The organism is uncultured Kordia sp. (assembly GCF_947489565.1).
Lineage (GTDB): Bacteria > Bacteroidota > Bacteroidia > Flavobacteriales > Flavobacteriaceae > Kordia.
The window spans coordinates 35336-51450 of record NZ_CANLEA010000016.1; the positions used below are offsets into that span (position 1 = coordinate 35336).

The window sequence follows — 16115 nt, forward strand, 5'->3', positions numbered from 1 at the left end:
CCTAGTTTACGAACACAAGTTACAATTTGCTTTTGAGATATTAAAAAAGCGTTCTCATAAGAAAACGCTTTTTTAATAATTTTATGATGTTGCAGGTTATTTTACACCGTGCATTAGTTTTTTCAGTACTTTATTTAAAGAAATAGATATTAAACCTATCACCACAGGAAATAAAGTAAATATTAAGAAGAAAGTACTTAATGAGTATTCTTCTGTAATTTTATCAATCATTCCTCCCATGGTTCCTGCTGCTTTTTGTCCTATAGCGATGGCTAAGTACCAAATACCAAACATGAATCCGATCATTCTACCTGGAACTAGTTTACTCAAATATGAAAGTCCTACAGGTGAGATACAGAGTTCTCCCATGGTATGGAATAGATATGCCAGAATTAAGAATACCATACTTACAGAAGCTGTTTTCGCTCCTTGAGGAATTCCTAAGGTTCCAAATACCAAGATTCCAAATCCTGCACCTAGGAGTATCAATCCTATTCCATATTTCATGGCTGCACTTGGATTGTATTTGCTTTCCCACCATTTTGAAAATAGTGGCGCCAATGTAATGATAAAGAATGAGTTTAAGATTCCAAACCATGTTGCTCCTACTTCTGTAGTTTCTTTACTAAATTCATTGTTTACTTTATAAAATACCACATACCATAAGAACACAAAAGTTAAGGCCAATACGATATTTGAATATGGAATTTTCTTGTAGGTTTTTTTGAATAATAAATATAAAACCCAGGTGATAATAGCTAGTGGTACAATCGTCAATACTAAATCGACTATTTTAAAAATCGTAGCTGCATTTCCTGTTAAGGCTCGTTCTGTATAATCTCTTGCAAATAAGGTCATAGAACCTAAGGCTTGTTCAAATGCGGCAAAGAAAACTACTGTAAATAATCCACAAATAGCCACTGCTATAATTCGATCTCGAACAATAGTTGAATATCTCATGGTCCTGGTTACGACTACAGACAAAAACAGTAATAGACCAAATAACACTATTACATAAGAACCATCTAAGAAGCTCTCAATACTAAAAATTTCTAGTATATCAGTGCCTCCAATTTTTGAAATAGGGTCGTTAAAGAGATATGATAAACCACATAAAGCTGCAACTGCCATCAATACTTTATCTACCGTTGTAAATGGATTCAGCTTTTCTTTAGGTTGTCCTTCGTCCTTAATTTCTTTTGGAGATTCTTCATTGATATTTTGAGGTAATTCAACTTCATATATTTTTGACGGCTTTGCTCCAATACTTCCAAATAAGTCTTTTGCTAACCAGAACTGGATTAAACCAAGCAACATAAAGATTCCTGCTAATCCGAAACCGTAACTCCATCCTAGATTTTCTGCTAAATATCCACAAAGCATCATTCCAAAGAAAGCTCCAGCGTTTACACCCATATAATAAATAGTGTATGCACCATCTTTTTTAGATTCTTTTCCTTTGTACATTTCAGAAATCATAGAAGTCATATTAGGCTTAAAGAAACCTGTTCCTATAATTAATAATGCTAAACCAAGATATAATGACCAAGGTGTTTCAAAAACCATGGCTGCATGTCCTAACATCATGATAAAACAACCTATCACTACCGCCAGTTTATAGCCTGTATATTTATCGGCAATCCAACCACCAACTATTGGTGTTAAATATAATAAAGAACCATAGGTTCCTATCAATGCCAAGGCATTTTCTCTAGGCCAATCCCATCCAGGATGATCAACACCAAATAAAGGTGCTGTTAAGAATATTACTAATAAGATACGCATTCCGTAGAACGAGAAGCGTTCCCACATTTCTGTAAAGAAGATTACAAATAATCCGGCAGGATGCCCAATTACTTTGTCTTTAAATAAATTATCTATATCTGTATTCATCAAGAAGTATTTTTTAAGATTTTACGAATTAATTTTCCTTATCTGCTAATTCAAAACCTTCTGCTTCTTCATTGAAAGTTCCTTCATTATCTTCGGCTCCGTGCGTTAAACGCTTTAAAGGTTTTAATATCAAAATTACTAGTAATCCAAAAATAACCGTGAAAATAGTAATTCCTGCAAATATTGTATACTCTCCATATTCAGAAGCATTTTCTCCTAATATTCCTGCTACCTTATTTCCTAACCCTGTAGATGCAAAATATAATCCCATCATTAAAGACGCATAGCGAACTGGTGCTAATTTGGTTACAAATGATAAGGATACTGGAGATGAACATAATTCACCAATTGTGTGGAAGAAATATGCTAATACTAACCAATACATTCCTGAAGAACCGTTTGCATTAAAATCTCTTACGGCAAAAACCATAAATACAAAACCTAATCCCATAATAATGGTTCCGGTTGCCATTTTGAATAACGACGATGCTTCTTTATTTTTTAATTTTTTAGTAGCCCAATAATTTGCTACTGTCACTGCAAATAATATGATAAATCCTGCATTTAAACTCTGGAACCAAATTGTAGGTACTTCCCAACCGAAAAGCATTCTATTTGTTTTGTTTTCAGCATACAGATTCATTAATCCTCCTGCTTGTTCAAATGCTCCCCAAAAAACAATCACTAAAAGAAAAGATAGTAATACTACTAAGAAACGATCTTTTTCTATTTGTGAACGCAAGCTTTTGTATATCATCATTAACATTCCTACTACAAGCGATAAAAACACAAATAATGCTGCATATCCCCAATGGTCAATACCGGTCATTACAAATCCTGCGTAATACACAGATATTGCTATTAACCCAATAACTATTAACAAATGCGTTGGTGATCCTATTAAATTCTTAAAGATTTCAGACATTGAAACCTGATCTTTCTTTTCATTCTCTGGGGTTTTATTTCCTACATGTACTAAATATTTTTGTCCCCAAATATATACTATCAAACCTAGTAACATTCCTATACCTGCTAAACCAAATCCTGCGTGCCATCCCCATTTTGCAACTACCAACCCTACAATTGTGGTAGCAAGCAAAGAACCTGTGTTAATTCCGATATAAAAAATACTAAATCCTTTATCTCTTCGAATGTCTCCTGGCTTGTACAAACCTCCAACCATGGTAGAGATATTAGGTTTTAACATTCCAACTCCTAATATGATTAAAATTAATCCTGTATAGAAAGCCCAAATTTCTTCAACTGCTAGAGTTCCATGACCTAACACTAAAATTATTGCTCCAATGAGCACTGATTTTTTTTGACCAATTAATTTGTCTGCAATCATACCACCTGGAATAGACATTACATACACAAGCATGGTATACCATCCATATAGTTTAATAGCTTCTGCATCTGTCCAGCCTAATCCTGGGCCTCTGTCATCTCCTACTAGCTCTGCTGCCATATAAAGAGATAAAAGTCCTCTCATTCCGTAATAGGAAAAGCGTTCCCACATTTCTGTTAAAAACAAAACATATAGTCCGACCGGATGTCCAAATATTTCTTTTTGATGGACTTGTTTTTCTGAGTTTGTCATTATAATTAATTGTTTGGGTTAGTGTAATTCTAATAAAGTTCGTTTATTTCAATAAGGTGTTTTCAACGAATTTTGTCATTTTCGTATATAAATGTAAGCGTGTGTAACCACCGTAAATTCCGTGGTTTTTATCTGGATAAATCATCCAGTCAAATTGCTTATTTACTTTTATTAAAGCATCAATCATACGCATGGTGTTTTGCACATGTACATTATCATCGCCTGTTCCGTGAATTAATAAATAATCACCTTTTAGTTTTTCAACATGGTTGATTGGTGAGTTATCATCGTATCCACTTGCATTTTCTTGTGGTGTTTGCATATAACGTTCTGTATAAATGGTATCGTAAAAACGCCAGCTAGTTACAGGTGCTACTGCGATTGCCATACTAAACACATCATTTCCTTTTAAAATACAGTTACTTGACATGAATCCTCCATAACTCCATCCCCAAATTCCAATACGATCTTTGTCTACATACGGACGTTTTCCAAGTTCAATTGCGGCATCTATCTGGTCTTCTACTTCATATTTCCCTAACTCTTTGTAGGTTACTTTTTTGAAATCGGCTCCTTTAAATCCAGTTCCGCGTCCATCAACACATACAATAATCATTCCTTTTTGTGCCAACATTTGATACCAATAGTCATTTGAACTATTCCATTTGTTTGCAACTTGCTGTGAACCTGGTCCTGAGTATTGATACATTAATACAGGATATTTTTTAGAAGCATCAAAGTTTGCAGGCTTTATCATCCAAGCATTTAATTCATGTCCTTTCGCAGTTGTTAAGGTAAAGAATTCCTTTGCAGACATGTTATAATTTTCAAGCTTGTTTTTAACGCTTTTGTTGTTTTTTATTTCTTTTTCTAGCTTTCCATTTTTTGCTAAGTGAAGTGAATATTCTGGAGGTGTAGTTGCGCTAGAAAATGTATTGATGTAGTACGTGAAGTTTGTACTAAATTTGGCTGTGTTGGTTCCGTTTTTTGTAGAAAGTCTTTTCTTTTTCTTTCCATTTGTTTTGATGGAATAAATATCTCTGTTGATGGAACCATTTTCTACTGATTGATAGAATATGCGATCTGATTTTTCATCATAACCATAATATTTAGTGACTTCCCAAGGACCTTTGGTTACTTGATTGATTAACGATCCGTCTTTTTTGTAGTGATAAATATGATTGAATCCATCTTTTTCACTTGTCCAAATAAAACTATTGTCTTTTAAGAACGTTAAGTTATCGGTAACATCAACATATGCTTTGTCTTTGTCTTTTAATACAACTTTAGCCTGATTGCTTGCTGCATTGTACATAATTAAATCCAACTCATTTTGATGTCTATTGATGACTTGTACACTCAACACTGCTGGATCATGTGTCCATTTGATTCTTGGAATATAAAAATCTGTATAATTTCCTAAGTTAATTTTTGATGTTTGATTCTTGTTTAAGCTGTACAAGTGCAATGAAACATCTGCATTTTTTTCTCCTGCTTTTGGATATTTGAATACATGTTGTTGCGGATATAATTTACTTCCGTACACATCCATAGAAAACTCTGGAACATTTGTTTCATCAAAACGAATAAAAGCAATATGATCACTTCCTGCATTCCATTGAAAAGCGCGTACGAAACTAAACTCTTCTTCATAAACCCAATCCGTCACTCCATTAATGATTTTATTTTTTACACCATCCGTAGTGATTTGCTTCTCTGCGCCAGACATTAAGTCTTTTACATAGATGTTATTTTCATATACATAAGCTACCTTTTTTCCATCTGGTGAAAAAGTAGGTTCTTGTATTTTATTGTCTGAAATTTTTGTGGTTTTTTTCGAAGCGATATCGTATACGTAATATATTCCTAATGTCGATCTTCTAAAAACAGCTTCAACATTTGTTGCTAAAATAAGCTTGCTTTCATCATCGCTAAAATTATACGAAGAAAATGAACGTATTTCTGAAAGGTCACTCGCTTTTACAATAGTTTCCACTTTTTGAAGCGTTTTGTAGTCATATTTATCTACTGAACCCGCTCGTCTGTTTAACACGGTGTATTGTTGTCCGTTATCCATAGAATGTAACACGTCCATTCCACTTGTTATAAAGGCTCCTGTCCATATTTCTTCTAATGTTATTTCTTTTTGTTGTGCCGAAGTAAGGTTGGCAAGCCCAAGGAAGAGAAAAAGGAAAACATATTTTATTTTCATTCGTGTTGCTTTTTTAGAAATAAGCTTGTTAAAAGCTTGTGAGTTTGAGTAATTTTCATTTATAAAGCTGACAATATACAAATATCAAGCAAGTACCACAAAAATCAAACCTTAAATTATATAGCATGAAAAAGGATTTTTTTTAAGCTATTTTTACATCATGTTTGTATTAAATACGCTTCTTTTTCGGGACTTTTCACCTCATTTTGAATAAAAAGTGACACTTTCAATCTATTTTTTAATGCTTTTTGATCTGATTTGTTACTATTTCATTATGTATCTTTGCCCTTATTAAACACTATTGTATGATTGCTCCTATTGCTGGATTCTCAAAACTTTCCAAAAACGAAAAGATCGAGTGGCTTGCAAACACCTATTTTCACGACAGTGAAGCCGTGATCGCCATGTTAACAAGATATTGGAATTCAGATGAAAAACTACAAAAACTACACGACGAGTTTATTGAAAATACGATTACGAATTTTTATCTCCCGTTAGGAATTGCTCCTAATTTCTTGATTAATGATAGCATGTACGCCATTCCAATGACTATTGAAGAAAGTTCGGTAGTTGCTGCTGCTAGTAAAGCTGCTAAATTTTGGCTGGATCGTGGTGGATTTAAAGCAACCGTTTTAAGTACTGAAAAAGTTGGGCAAGTCCATTTTATGTATTTTGGAGATTCTGAAAAGTTACAAGCATATTTTAAGAGTATAAAAGCCGAATTGTTTGCTGCTACCACACATATTACACACAATATGGAGAAACGTGGTGGTGGAATTACAGCTATTGAGTTGCGAGATAAAACCAATGAACTTGACGGATATTATCAATTGCATTGTACGTTTGAAACCGTCGATTCAATGGGTGCAAACTTTATCAATTCGTGTTTGGAACAGTTTGCAAAAACATTTGAAGCTGGCGCTGCTACTTTTGAAGCTTTTTCTTCAACAGAGAAAGACATTCAAATTGTAATGAGCATTTTATCAAATTATGTTCCTAATTGTATTGTAAAAGCTGAAGTTAGCTGTCCAATTGAAGATTTAACCGAAAACGAATCCGTGGATGCCACCGAATTTGCAGAAAAGTTTGTACGTGCTATTCAAATTGCAAAAACAGAGCCGTATCGCGCTGTGACGCATAATAAAGGAATAATGAATGGAATTGATGCTGTTGTATTGGCCACAGGAAACGATTTTAGAGCTATTGAAGCCGGAATTCATGCGTATGCAGCCAAAGATGGACGTTATACAAGTTTGACACATGCAGCAGTTGAAAACGGTATTTTTAAATTCTGGATCGAAATTCCACTGTCTTTAGGAACTGTTGGAGGCTTAACTTCTTTACATCCATTGGTAAAATTAGCTTTGGAAATGCTTGGAAAACCAAATGCCAAAGAGTTGATGCAAATTGTAGCTGTTGCAGGATTGGCTCAAAATTTTGCTGCCGTACGCTCGCTCGTAACAACAGGCATTCAAAAAGGTCATATGAAAATGCATTTGATCAATATTTTGAATCAGTTAGAAGCTACAGAAGCTGAAAAAGCACATTTTGTCAATTATTTTAAAGATAAAACTGTTACACATAGTGCCGTAGTCACAGCATTTACAACGTATAAATCACAACACGCTTAATGGAATTTTATAGTAACGGAAAATTAATGCTTTCAGGTGAATATGTCGTACTCGATGGCGCAAAAGCATTCGCAATTCCAACGAAATATGGACAGACACTTACCGTTACTTCAATTGATAGTCCAAACCCAATTGAGACTCCAAAATTGGTTTGGAAAAGCTATGATTCCAAAGATTTAATTTGGTATCAGCATGTTTTTGATATTGATTCTTTTGATTTTCAGAATTCGTATGGCGATACCGTGAGTCAAACATTGCATAACTTAATATCGGAGGCCAAACGTTTGAATCCTACATTTTTATCGGGAGACACTGGTTTTGAAGTGCAAACCACTTTACATTTCCCTCAAAATTGGGGTTTAGGTTCTTCTTCTACATTAATTCATAATATTGCACTTTGGGCAAATGTAAATCCGTATACATTGCTTTGGAATGCGTTTAAAGGAAGTGGTTATGATATTGCGTGCGCAAAACATAGTTCGCCAATTATTTACGAGGTACATCAACAGCAACCCAAAGTGACCGAAGTTGACTTCTCTCCTTCGTTTAGCAATCAGTTGCACTTTGTACATTTAAACCAAAAACAAAACAGCAGAAATGCTATTGCAAATTATAACGAACGAAAAGGCAGTATTGCTAATGAAATAAAAGTGATCAATGCAATTACCTTGGAAATGACCGAGACAAATTCTCTCGTTGATTTTCAATTGCTTTTAAAAGAGCACGAACAATTGATTGCAGAAATTATTCAAGAAACACCTGTACAGGAACGTTTATTCCCTGATTATTTTGGGCAAACAAAAAGTTTAGGTGCTTGGGGCGGCGATTTTATTTTAGCGACCGGAAATGAAGATACTAAGGCTTATTTTGAAGCAAAAGGATATACTACTGTGATTCCTTTTGAAGAGATGATTCTTTCTAAGAAATAGATTAACAAACATAAATATTAAGACATAAAAAAACCTGTGAAGTAAGTTTCACAGGTTTTTTTAGTGTTTCTATAAATTGAAGTTTAGTAAATAACTCCTCTATTATCTTCAATCTCTGCAGAACTTTTTAAAGCATCAAATACTGAACTTGTTGCTTTTGCAGCTCTTTGATTTCTTAATGTATTTCTTTCTGTCAAGTATGTATCTTTTGCTGGTGCAGCTTCTTTCTTCACCACTTGAATAATAAACACTCCTGATTTTCCTGCGATTAATTTTGAAGTATCTCCTTCATTTAATGCGAAAGCAGCACCTACTACTTTTGGCTCTTCTCCTACTCCAGGAACATTTGGAGCTTGCATTGATAATGAAGTAGCTTGTTGCTCTGGTTTCCCTGAAGCTGACATTAACTCTGCTACTGTTTTTGAAGATGCATATTGTGACATGATCATCTCTGCTTTCTTCTCATTTCTCAATATTGGCAATGCTCTTGAAGAAGCTTCTGGAACTGAAGAAAGTCCTGCTGGATTTTTAGCAGTTAATTGTGCTACTAAGAATCCACCTCCTACGTTCACACTTGTGATATCACCGACTTTGGTATCACCTTTAAATGCCCAACGTACCAAGTCACGTTTTTCTTCTGTTATACCTGCAATTGTTGGTGTTAATATTTTGATTCTGTTTACAGGCTTTACTTCATAGCCTTTTTCCTTAGCTAAGTCTAAGAATTTGCTTTTTTCTTTATTAGCATCAGATTCAAATGTTGAAGCTAATGTAAATAAATTATCCAATGTCTCTTTTGTAACTTCTATCCCATTATTGATGGTAGCAAGTTTTACAACTTTTTGATCATTTTTCTGATCTTCAATTTCGATGATATGGAATCCGAAAGGAGATTCTACAACTTCAATATCACCTACTTCTTTTTCAAAAATGAAATCTTTGTATGATGGTGTTAATCTTCCTGCTGAAATTGTATTTACCCAATCAAAATCTCCTCCTTTTGCAGCAGAACCTAGATCTGAAGATAAATTCTTTGCCAAGTCAGCAAATTTAGACTTGCTTCTTTTCACCACTTTTAAAACACTATCTGCAAGTTTTTTAGCATCTTCTTTTGTTCTTGTAACTTCTGGAAGTGCTCTTTGTGCTCCTGCATAGTTGATTAAGATATGTCTACTTTTCGTAGAATCTGGCAACTGTGCTGTTTCAATCAATCTAGAAATCTTGTATTGATTCCCTACTTTATATGGTCCGTATACATCACCAACATTCATTGCTATGATATCTTCAGCAACTTCTTTAGGCAATTGACTCTTGTATTTAAAAATTTCTAATTCGTTAGTTTCTGTATTTTCATTAGCATATCCAGATGCATCTTCTGCCGCAGCAAATTTTGCTTTTAAATCTCCTACTGTAGCTTTTGCTAATTCTTCATCAGATTTTGAAGGTGTTTCTGGGAAGTATACATATTGTATATCTCTTGACTCTTCTACTTTGAATGTAGATTTGTGCTTGTTGATATAGTTTTGAACATCACTGTTTCTAACTTCAGCTAAAGAATCTGCAATTGATGTGTAAGGAATTTGCACATATTTGAAGGTTACTTTATCATTCTCTGCACGGTATGCTAGCTCTCCTTCTTTGATCGTTACAATAGAACCTGCTTTCACCAAGTTATTATATAACGCCTTTTTAGCTTCTATAATTGTGTATTTTTCTGTTTGAAGCCAATTTAGATACGCATCCATGTTTTCTGGAGAAAGATTTTTTGTCGCTTCTAAATTGTCGATATACTCTTTCAATTTTGCTTCAACAAAAGTTCCAGACTCATCTTGGAATTGTTGGCTGTTAGTAATGTTTGGACTTGAGGTTAAAAGACTCCAGATTTCATCTTTCTCAATTGTAATTCCCAACTCGTCTAATTGTTGCGTAATTAAAACATTATTTACTTCTTGATCCCAAAGACTGTTTACAATTTGCATTGTAGATTGTCTTCCTCCATAAATAGTTCTTATACGTTCTACTTGACTTTGGAATTGTTGAGATGGAATTGCTTCTCCATTGATTGTTCCTATTACTGTTGGTCGTTTTTCTCCTCCGCCATTGTTGTTGAATACGTCAGATATTACGAAAGCAAAAAGCGCCAATCCGATGATTAGGATTAGTACTAATGTACGTTGTCTAATTTTTGCAAGAATTGCCATTTATCTTCAATTTTATGAAATTCAGTGGGCGAAAATACAATTTCCTGCTAAATAATAAAAGAAGAAGCGCGTATTAATTCGTTAATTTTAGGGATTTTAATCTTCTGAGAGAATTTGTAGTTGAATCGTATCGATTTTAGTGTTCGAAACTTCTACGATGGTGAATTTTAGATTATTGATAATTATGATCTCATCTTGCTGCGGAATTTCTTCGGTTTCGCTTACGATTAAGCCACCTAATGTTTCATAATTTTCACTTTCAGGAAGATTGAGTTTGTAGGTTTCATTGATATAATCAACTTCTAAACGTGCCGAAAACATATATTCGTATTCACCCAAACGTTTTTCTAAAAGTTCGGTACTGTCATGCTCGTCTTCTATTTCGCCAAATAATTCTTCTACAATATCTTCCACCGTTACAATTCCGGAAGTTCCACCATATTCATCTAAAACTACCGCGATACTTTTGCGCTTTTTAGTCAGCACATCAAGTACATCATTTGCCAACATAGCTTCTGGCACAAATACAACAGGCAATACAATGCTACGAATGGTTTTTGGCCTTTTGAAAAGTTCGAAAGAATGCACATAACCAATAATATCGTCAATGGTATTTTTGTAGACCAATACTTTGGAATATCCTGTTTCTGAAAACAGTTTTGCTAGATTTTGTGTTGTTTCTCGCAATTCAATGGCTACAATTTCCGTTCGCGGAATCATCACTTCGCGGGTTTTTACCGCAGAGAATTCTAATGCATTTTGAAATATTTGAATTTCGGAATCGATATCTTCGTCATGATGACCAGCTTCCATTTGTTCGGAAATATAATCGCCAAGTTCTACTTTGCTAAATTCAAGCTGCACTTCGTCGCCTTCTGTTTTGAAGAATTGTTTTAGGACTACATTCGAAATCCACATGACAAATTCTGAAATTAGCCAAAATAATTGATAGAAAATATATGCAGGAATTGCTAAAAACTTCAACAGATTGTTCGCATAGACTTGGAAGAATACTTTTGGTAAAAATTCTGCGGTTACCAAAATCACCAATGTCGAGACGATGGTTTGAAACAGGAGTTCATATTCGACCGTTATGTATTGGTTGAGCCAAGGTGTTTCATGAACCCATTCTACTAACAAATCGCCCATAAAAAATCCATAGATTACCAGTGCAATGTTGTTTCCAACAAGCATGGTTGCTATAAATTTAGATGGTTTATGAGTAAGTCGTCTCAAGATTTTAGCAAGAATTCCCTCTTGCTTTTTTTCTAATTCGATGTGAATTTTGTTCGCGGAGACGTACGCGATTTCCATACCAGAAAAGAACGCTGAAAACAGTAATGCCGTTACGATAATGAGCACCTGTATTTCCATTTACTGATCTTTTTCTTTTCTGTAGTCTTCAAATCTTTTAGCATAGTAGCTTCTGAAGAAGAACATAAATAGGGAAACTACTGCAAATGCGATGAATATGTATGATTCTGTTCCTTTGTCCCATAGCTCTATGATCTTGTAAATAGATAATGCCGCTACGATTAGGTATACATATTTGGTATAGTTTAAAACTTTCACAGGGTTAGGTTTTGTTAGATTAGTAAGCTTTTATTTTTCACTTTCGTCAATAGGAATGGCGCTATCATAGATTTCGTGTGCTTCTATAATGCTTAAATCTCTACTGAAATCGATTCCGTTGGTTCCTTGTACAAACACTCCGTTTTCGCTACTCATTTTGAATTCTCCTTCCGTAAAAATCCATTCACGATCTTGATCCCAAAATAATTGCGGAGCTTCTAATACGTTTCCATCATGTGTTTTTAACACTACATTTCCTTGTAAATCTACTAATCTTGTGTCAGTATACAAAATGGCATAGTCAGAAGTTACAACACTTTTGTTATTATTTTCATCAAAAAACTCGAGTTCGATTCCTTTTGGAAATTCCATGAACGGGAATTTTTGATTGGAGAAATCTCTATTAAAAGGACTTCGTAGGGTAGATTTTACTTTTCCAGAATCGGTATATACTAAAAACATATTTTCGGCTTCACCTACAGGAAAACGTTTGTTATAGGAAAGTTTTTGAATTTCGCTATAGTTATCCTGACATGAAAAAAGCATTGTCACAATAAATATTGTGACAATGCTTTGCAACATATGTTTTTTATGTAGTTTCATATTATAGGTTTGGAACTCTTACGCTTCCACCAATCCAGCAGTTTAATGGAATTGACTCTCCACCTTTGTATCCTTTACTAAATACATCTGACTTACTTGGTGCAGATTTCATGTATGAGTTTACAGTTCTACTAGCAATGCTTTTTAAAGATGGATCTACTTGTCCAGCTTTTCTAGCCATTTCAGCAGCTTTCCAGTATCCAGCTCTTTTTGAGAACTCGTCATTACCACACTGGTTTACACTTGAAGCATATAGTCTTGCAATATTCAAGTATGCGCCACCTAATGATGGATTGTTTTTCACAGCTTCTAGGTAATACTTTCTAGCTTTTCCTTTTTGACCTCTTTTCTTTGCTTTTGTAGCTACTTTATATAAAAGTCTTGCTTTTTTGATAGGATCAGTCTCCATGCTTAGTGACTGTCTTAAGTATTCTTCTGCTTTTGCTACATCTCCTTTTCTCTCATAGATTCCAGATAAGTATCTTTTAGAGTTTGCTGATGGCTCTAATGCATCTACAGCTTCTACTAATTCTACGAATAATGGATCTTCATCACATCCTTTAGCATCTAATCTTCCCGCAGCTCTTTTTAACCAAAGTGAGTTACTTCTGTTAGCATCAAAGTTCTTTCTAAATAATGGAATTAACGTTTCACAAGTTGATACTTTTTCTACTAATGATTCCATGTTTCCAGAGAAGATAGCAATTGCTTTGATATTTGTATCTGCAATTTTTTCTTTTCTTTTTTCTTTTGAAGTCAATTCAGTTCCTGCATCTTTCTTAGCAATTAACTCATTTTTAGTTTTTGCCAATCTTTCACTTTCAGATTCGAACTTCTCAGTTAATTCTTCAAACTTCTGAATTAAGTCTTCTAACTGCACTCCTTGGTTTCCTGCAGTATACATACCATAGTATAATTCAAAATACTGGTATAATGATTTAGGATTTGTGAAGTTTGCTAAATCTTCTTTAAACGCTTGATCAAATACATCGTACTGACTTTTAACGCTTCCTATTTTATAGTCAACCATTGCTGTTCCTATTTTACCAAGGATATCTCCTTTTTTAGTTTTTGCAGGAACATTTGCAATTCTGTCTTTATATAATTGAATTAATTCTTCAGCAGCAGCTTTTTTGTCTGTGCCAGTTTTAATTTTGTTTTTGTAGATTCTTTCTCCATATGCATATAATGCTGAGCTAATTGTAGGACAGTCTTTTCTTAGTTCATTCAATTGCGTTTCAGCTTCTCCGTAGTTTTTAGCTTTTGCATTTTCAGCGAATAGGGACAACTTCGTCTTACAATCCTGAGCATTTAAAGTTGTGAAGCTCGTTACCGCAAACAACCCTGCAACCAATAATGTAATAGTCTTCTTCATTTCTTTAATATTTATCGATTAATTGTATTTTCTTTTTATAAACCATTTATCATTTAGTGATAAACTTATGTGGAAGTTTACATAATTCTCTTTGATCAATCCGGAGTTGATTGTTCCTCTTTTTCCGAACTCTACTCCGAGGTTTACATTTGATAATGTTCTTCCCATTGGTAGTCCTACTCCAAAAGATATGCCAAAATCGTTTATTGACTCGTTACGCACCATGATTCCTGTGTCTTCATAGCGAACTCCAGCTCTATATGTAACTCTTTCCCAGTAACTTGTAAAAGAATTATATTTTGGAATATAAAATCCTCCTGCGGCTATTTTTGAACCGTTTTCATAATTTACATTTTCTATCGTCGTCAATCCATTTCCAAAATCACTATTGTTTTGCAATGTATATTCTGCACCTGCAAACCATTTGTTTTTTTCTCCAACTCCTGCTCCAAAAGCAAGTTTGGTTGGCAATACTAGATCTGTTTTTTGTTTATCTCCTAAATCAACAATATCAACCTGTCCAGGGCTTACAATTTCTCCACCAGCTGCTGTAATATTTAATGCTGCTAATTCACGAGTGTTCCTTGATGTGATATCTGATTTTGGGGAAAGCGTAAATGAGGTCGTTAAAGATAACTTATCATTAAACTTTGTGTTGTAGTACGCGCCAATATTATAGCTTAAACCGCTTAACTTTGATTCGTCTCGCGAACGAGTTCCATAATTTAAGGTTCTAAAGAACAATCCATCATCATTTAATTCTCCTAAGAATTCTGTGTTTTGGTTTTCAATAGTTCCAAAGTTATAATTTACTGTTGCTCCGACAGAGAACCCTTTGGTTATTTGATATCCTAATGAGATAAATGCTGAATTCAAACCTCCTTCTCCTTCATATTGGGCAAATTTGTAAGGTGCAGAAGCAATTCCTGATTCTCCAATTCCTTCAAATCTATATCCTACCGAAGAGAACGGCACCAATCCAAAACCAAGTCCCATTTTGCTTGTAATTGGAAATGCTACTGCTAAATATTCCAACGCAGTAGAAGAACCTTTGTCCGTCCCTGCGTCACTTTCTAATCGCAACTGACTATAGCTTGCGCCAAGTGTGTATGTTGTGAATTTCAAGTTTCCGTATGCTGCTGGGTTTTGTAAATTGATATGAATACTATCTGAATAGATACTCATCCCTGCCATACTTCTATTTTCTGTTGTCCCTTTAAATTTTAAGTCGCCAATTCCGAGAAAAGAATACGGGGAAGCTGTTCCTTGCTGTGCAATACTAATTTGGCAGGTAAACAATAAAATTAATAATCCTAAAAACTTTCTAATCATTATATCTATTATATTCTAAAACATTATTCAATCCTTGTAACAAGAATTTTGAATTCGCAAATATGGTATTTTTTAACCTTTTAGCCAAGAAATTAGTGTCGCCGCCTGTTAAAATAACTGTTAAATCTTTAAATTGTTCTTTATATCGATCAATTATGCCATCAATTTCGGTGATTACTCCTACGCTGACTCCAGAATGAATTGCAGTTTCTGTGCAGTCGCCAATGTAACTTTCTGGCATTTTGGGTGCTAATAATGGAAGGTTTGCTGTTAATAGATTTAAAGTTTTGTATCGAAGTTGTAGTCCGGGAGAAATTCCGCCTCCTAAATAAATCTCTTTTTCTGTTTTAAAATCATACGTAATACATGTTCCTGCATCGATAACCAATACATTTTGCTTCGGGTATTGTGTAACGGCAGCCACGACAAGCGCAATTCTATCGACACCTAAGGTTTCTGGTGTGGCGTAATTGTTTTGAAACGGAACATTGGTTTTGTGTGTTAGTTTATGAACTTCTATGCTCAATGTTTTTAAAAACTTTTTGGTAGCTTCACTCAACTTTGTCACTGACGAAGTGATCATTTTATCTATCTCGGTATACTCTTGTAAAATTTTTTCAATTTTTTTTTGAAATAGTTCTTTTTTGAAACTTTCATGCGACAGCATTTTATCTTCCTGAAAAACAGCTACTTTTACGTATGTATTTCCTGCATCTACAATTAAATTCATCCTTATGTTTTAGACTTTGCTAATTTAAGAAACGTTT

The 16115-nt window shown here is 34.3% G+C and carries 12 protein-coding genes; 2 read left to right on the forward strand and 10 right to left on the reverse strand.

The annotated features are described in order from the left end of the window. Positions 1–96: 96 nt before the first annotated feature. Genes Q0845_RS19845 through Q0845_RS19855 form a run of 3 tightly spaced genes read right to left on the reverse strand, consistent with a single transcriptional unit; the run spans position 97 to position 5705 of the window. Entirely contained in the window at positions 97–1893 is a 1797-nt protein-coding gene (locus tag Q0845_RS19845; protein WP_298516941.1) for a peptide MFS transporter, read from the reverse strand. Between the two features lie 28 nt (positions 1894–1921). Next, entirely contained in the window at positions 1922–3493 is a 1572-nt protein-coding gene (locus tag Q0845_RS19850) for a peptide MFS transporter (protein ID WP_298516943.1), read from the reverse strand. A gap of 43 nt (positions 3494–3536) precedes the next feature. Then, positions 3537–5705, reverse strand: coding sequence for a S9 family peptidase (locus tag Q0845_RS19855; protein ID WP_298516944.1), 2169 nt, complete (start codon positions 5703–5705; stop codon positions 3537–3539). Between the two features lie 305 nt (positions 5706–6010). On the opposite strand from Q0845_RS19855, the gene Q0845_RS19860 reads away from it, so the two are divergent. Together Q0845_RS19860 and Q0845_RS19865 are read left to right on the forward strand one after the other, a co-directional pair. Then, positions 6011–7336, forward strand: coding sequence for a hydroxymethylglutaryl-CoA reductase, degradative (locus Q0845_RS19860; protein ID WP_298516946.1), 1326 nt, complete (start codon positions 6011–6013; stop codon positions 7334–7336). Continuing rightward, entirely contained in the window at positions 7336–8265 is a 930-nt protein-coding gene (locus Q0845_RS19865) for a GYDIA family GHMP kinase (RefSeq protein WP_298516948.1), read from the forward strand. Before Q0845_RS19860 ends, Q0845_RS19865 begins: the two co-directional genes overlap by 1 nt. 83 nt (positions 8266–8348) lie before the next feature. Here Q0845_RS19865 and Q0845_RS19870 read toward each other — a convergent pair whose 3' ends face one another. The 7 genes from Q0845_RS19870 to Q0845_RS19900 all read right to left on the reverse strand — a co-directional run bounded on the left by Q0845_RS19870 (position 8349) and on the right by Q0845_RS19900 (position 16078). Further along, positions 8349–10466, reverse strand: a complete 2118-nt coding sequence (locus Q0845_RS19870) for a peptidylprolyl isomerase (RefSeq protein WP_298516950.1) — start codon at positions 10464–10466, stop codon at positions 8349–8351. 96 nt (positions 10467–10562) lie between these two features. Continuing rightward, positions 10563–11840 (reverse strand): hemolysin family protein, encoded by a 1278-nt coding sequence (locus Q0845_RS19875; protein WP_298516952.1) that lies wholly within the window; start codon positions 11838–11840, stop codon positions 10563–10565. Further along, positions 11841–12038 carry a hypothetical protein gene (locus Q0845_RS19880; RefSeq protein ID WP_298516954.1) on the reverse strand — a complete coding sequence of 66 codons (198 nt, stop codon included), beginning with the start codon at positions 12036–12038 and terminating at the stop codon, positions 11841–11843. 30 nt (positions 12039–12068) lie between these two features. Beyond that, entirely contained in the window at positions 12069–12641 is a 573-nt protein-coding gene (gene lptC / locus Q0845_RS19885) for an LPS export ABC transporter periplasmic protein LptC (protein ID WP_298516956.1), read from the reverse strand. Position 12642: 1 nt separating this feature from the next. After that, positions 12643–14016: a hypothetical protein gene (locus Q0845_RS19890; RefSeq protein WP_298516958.1), complete on the reverse strand. Its 1374-nt coding sequence runs from the start codon at positions 14014–14016 to the stop codon at positions 12643–12645. An 18-nt stretch (positions 14017–14034) separates the two neighbouring features. After that, positions 14035–15348, reverse strand: a complete 1314-nt coding sequence (locus Q0845_RS19895) for an outer membrane protein transport protein (RefSeq protein WP_298516960.1) — start codon at positions 15346–15348, stop codon at positions 14035–14037. Beyond that, the gene (locus tag Q0845_RS19900) at positions 15341–16078 is read right to left on the reverse strand and encodes a type III pantothenate kinase (RefSeq protein ID WP_298516962.1); all 738 of its coding nucleotides are present in this window, start codon (positions 16076–16078) and stop codon (positions 15341–15343) included. The genes Q0845_RS19895 and Q0845_RS19900 overlap by 8 nt, the downstream gene beginning before the upstream one ends. Between the last annotated feature and the right edge of the window lie 37 nt (positions 16079–16115).

Coding starts and splice junctions, on each gene's coding strand:
- Q0845_RS19845 (WP_298516941.1), bottom strand. CDS start 1,893: ATGAATACAGATATAGATAATTTATTTAAAGACAAAGTAATTGGGCAT.
- Q0845_RS19850 (WP_298516943.1), bottom strand. CDS start 3,493: ATGACAAACTCAGAAAAACAAGTCCATCAAAAAGAAATATTTGGACAT.
- Q0845_RS19855 (WP_298516944.1), bottom strand. CDS start 5,705: ATGAAAATAAAATATGTTTTCCTTTTTCTCTTCCTTGGGCTTGCCAAC.
- Q0845_RS19860 (WP_298516946.1), top strand. CDS start 6,011: ATGATTGCTCCTATTGCTGGATTCTCAAAACTTTCCAAAAACGAAAAG.
- Q0845_RS19865 (WP_298516948.1), top strand. CDS start 7,336: ATGGAATTTTATAGTAACGGAAAATTAATGCTTTCAGGTGAATATGTC.
- Q0845_RS19870 (WP_298516950.1), bottom strand. CDS start 10,466: ATGGCAATTCTTGCAAAAATTAGACAACGTACATTAGTACTAATCCTA.
- Q0845_RS19875 (WP_298516952.1), bottom strand. CDS start 11,840: ATGGAAATACAGGTGCTCATTATCGTAACGGCATTACTGTTTTCAGCG.
- lptC (WP_298516956.1), bottom strand. CDS start 12,641: ATGAAACTACATAAAAAACATATGTTGCAAAGCATTGTCACAATATTT.
- Q0845_RS19890 (WP_298516958.1), bottom strand. CDS start 14,016: ATGAAGAAGACTATTACATTATTGGTTGCAGGGTTGTTTGCGGTAACG.
- Q0845_RS19895 (WP_298516960.1), bottom strand. CDS start 15,348: ATGATTAGAAAGTTTTTAGGATTATTAATTTTATTGTTTACCTGCCAA.
- Q0845_RS19900 (WP_298516962.1), bottom strand. CDS start 16,078: ATGAATTTAATTGTAGATGCAGGAAATACATACGTAAAAGTAGCTGTT.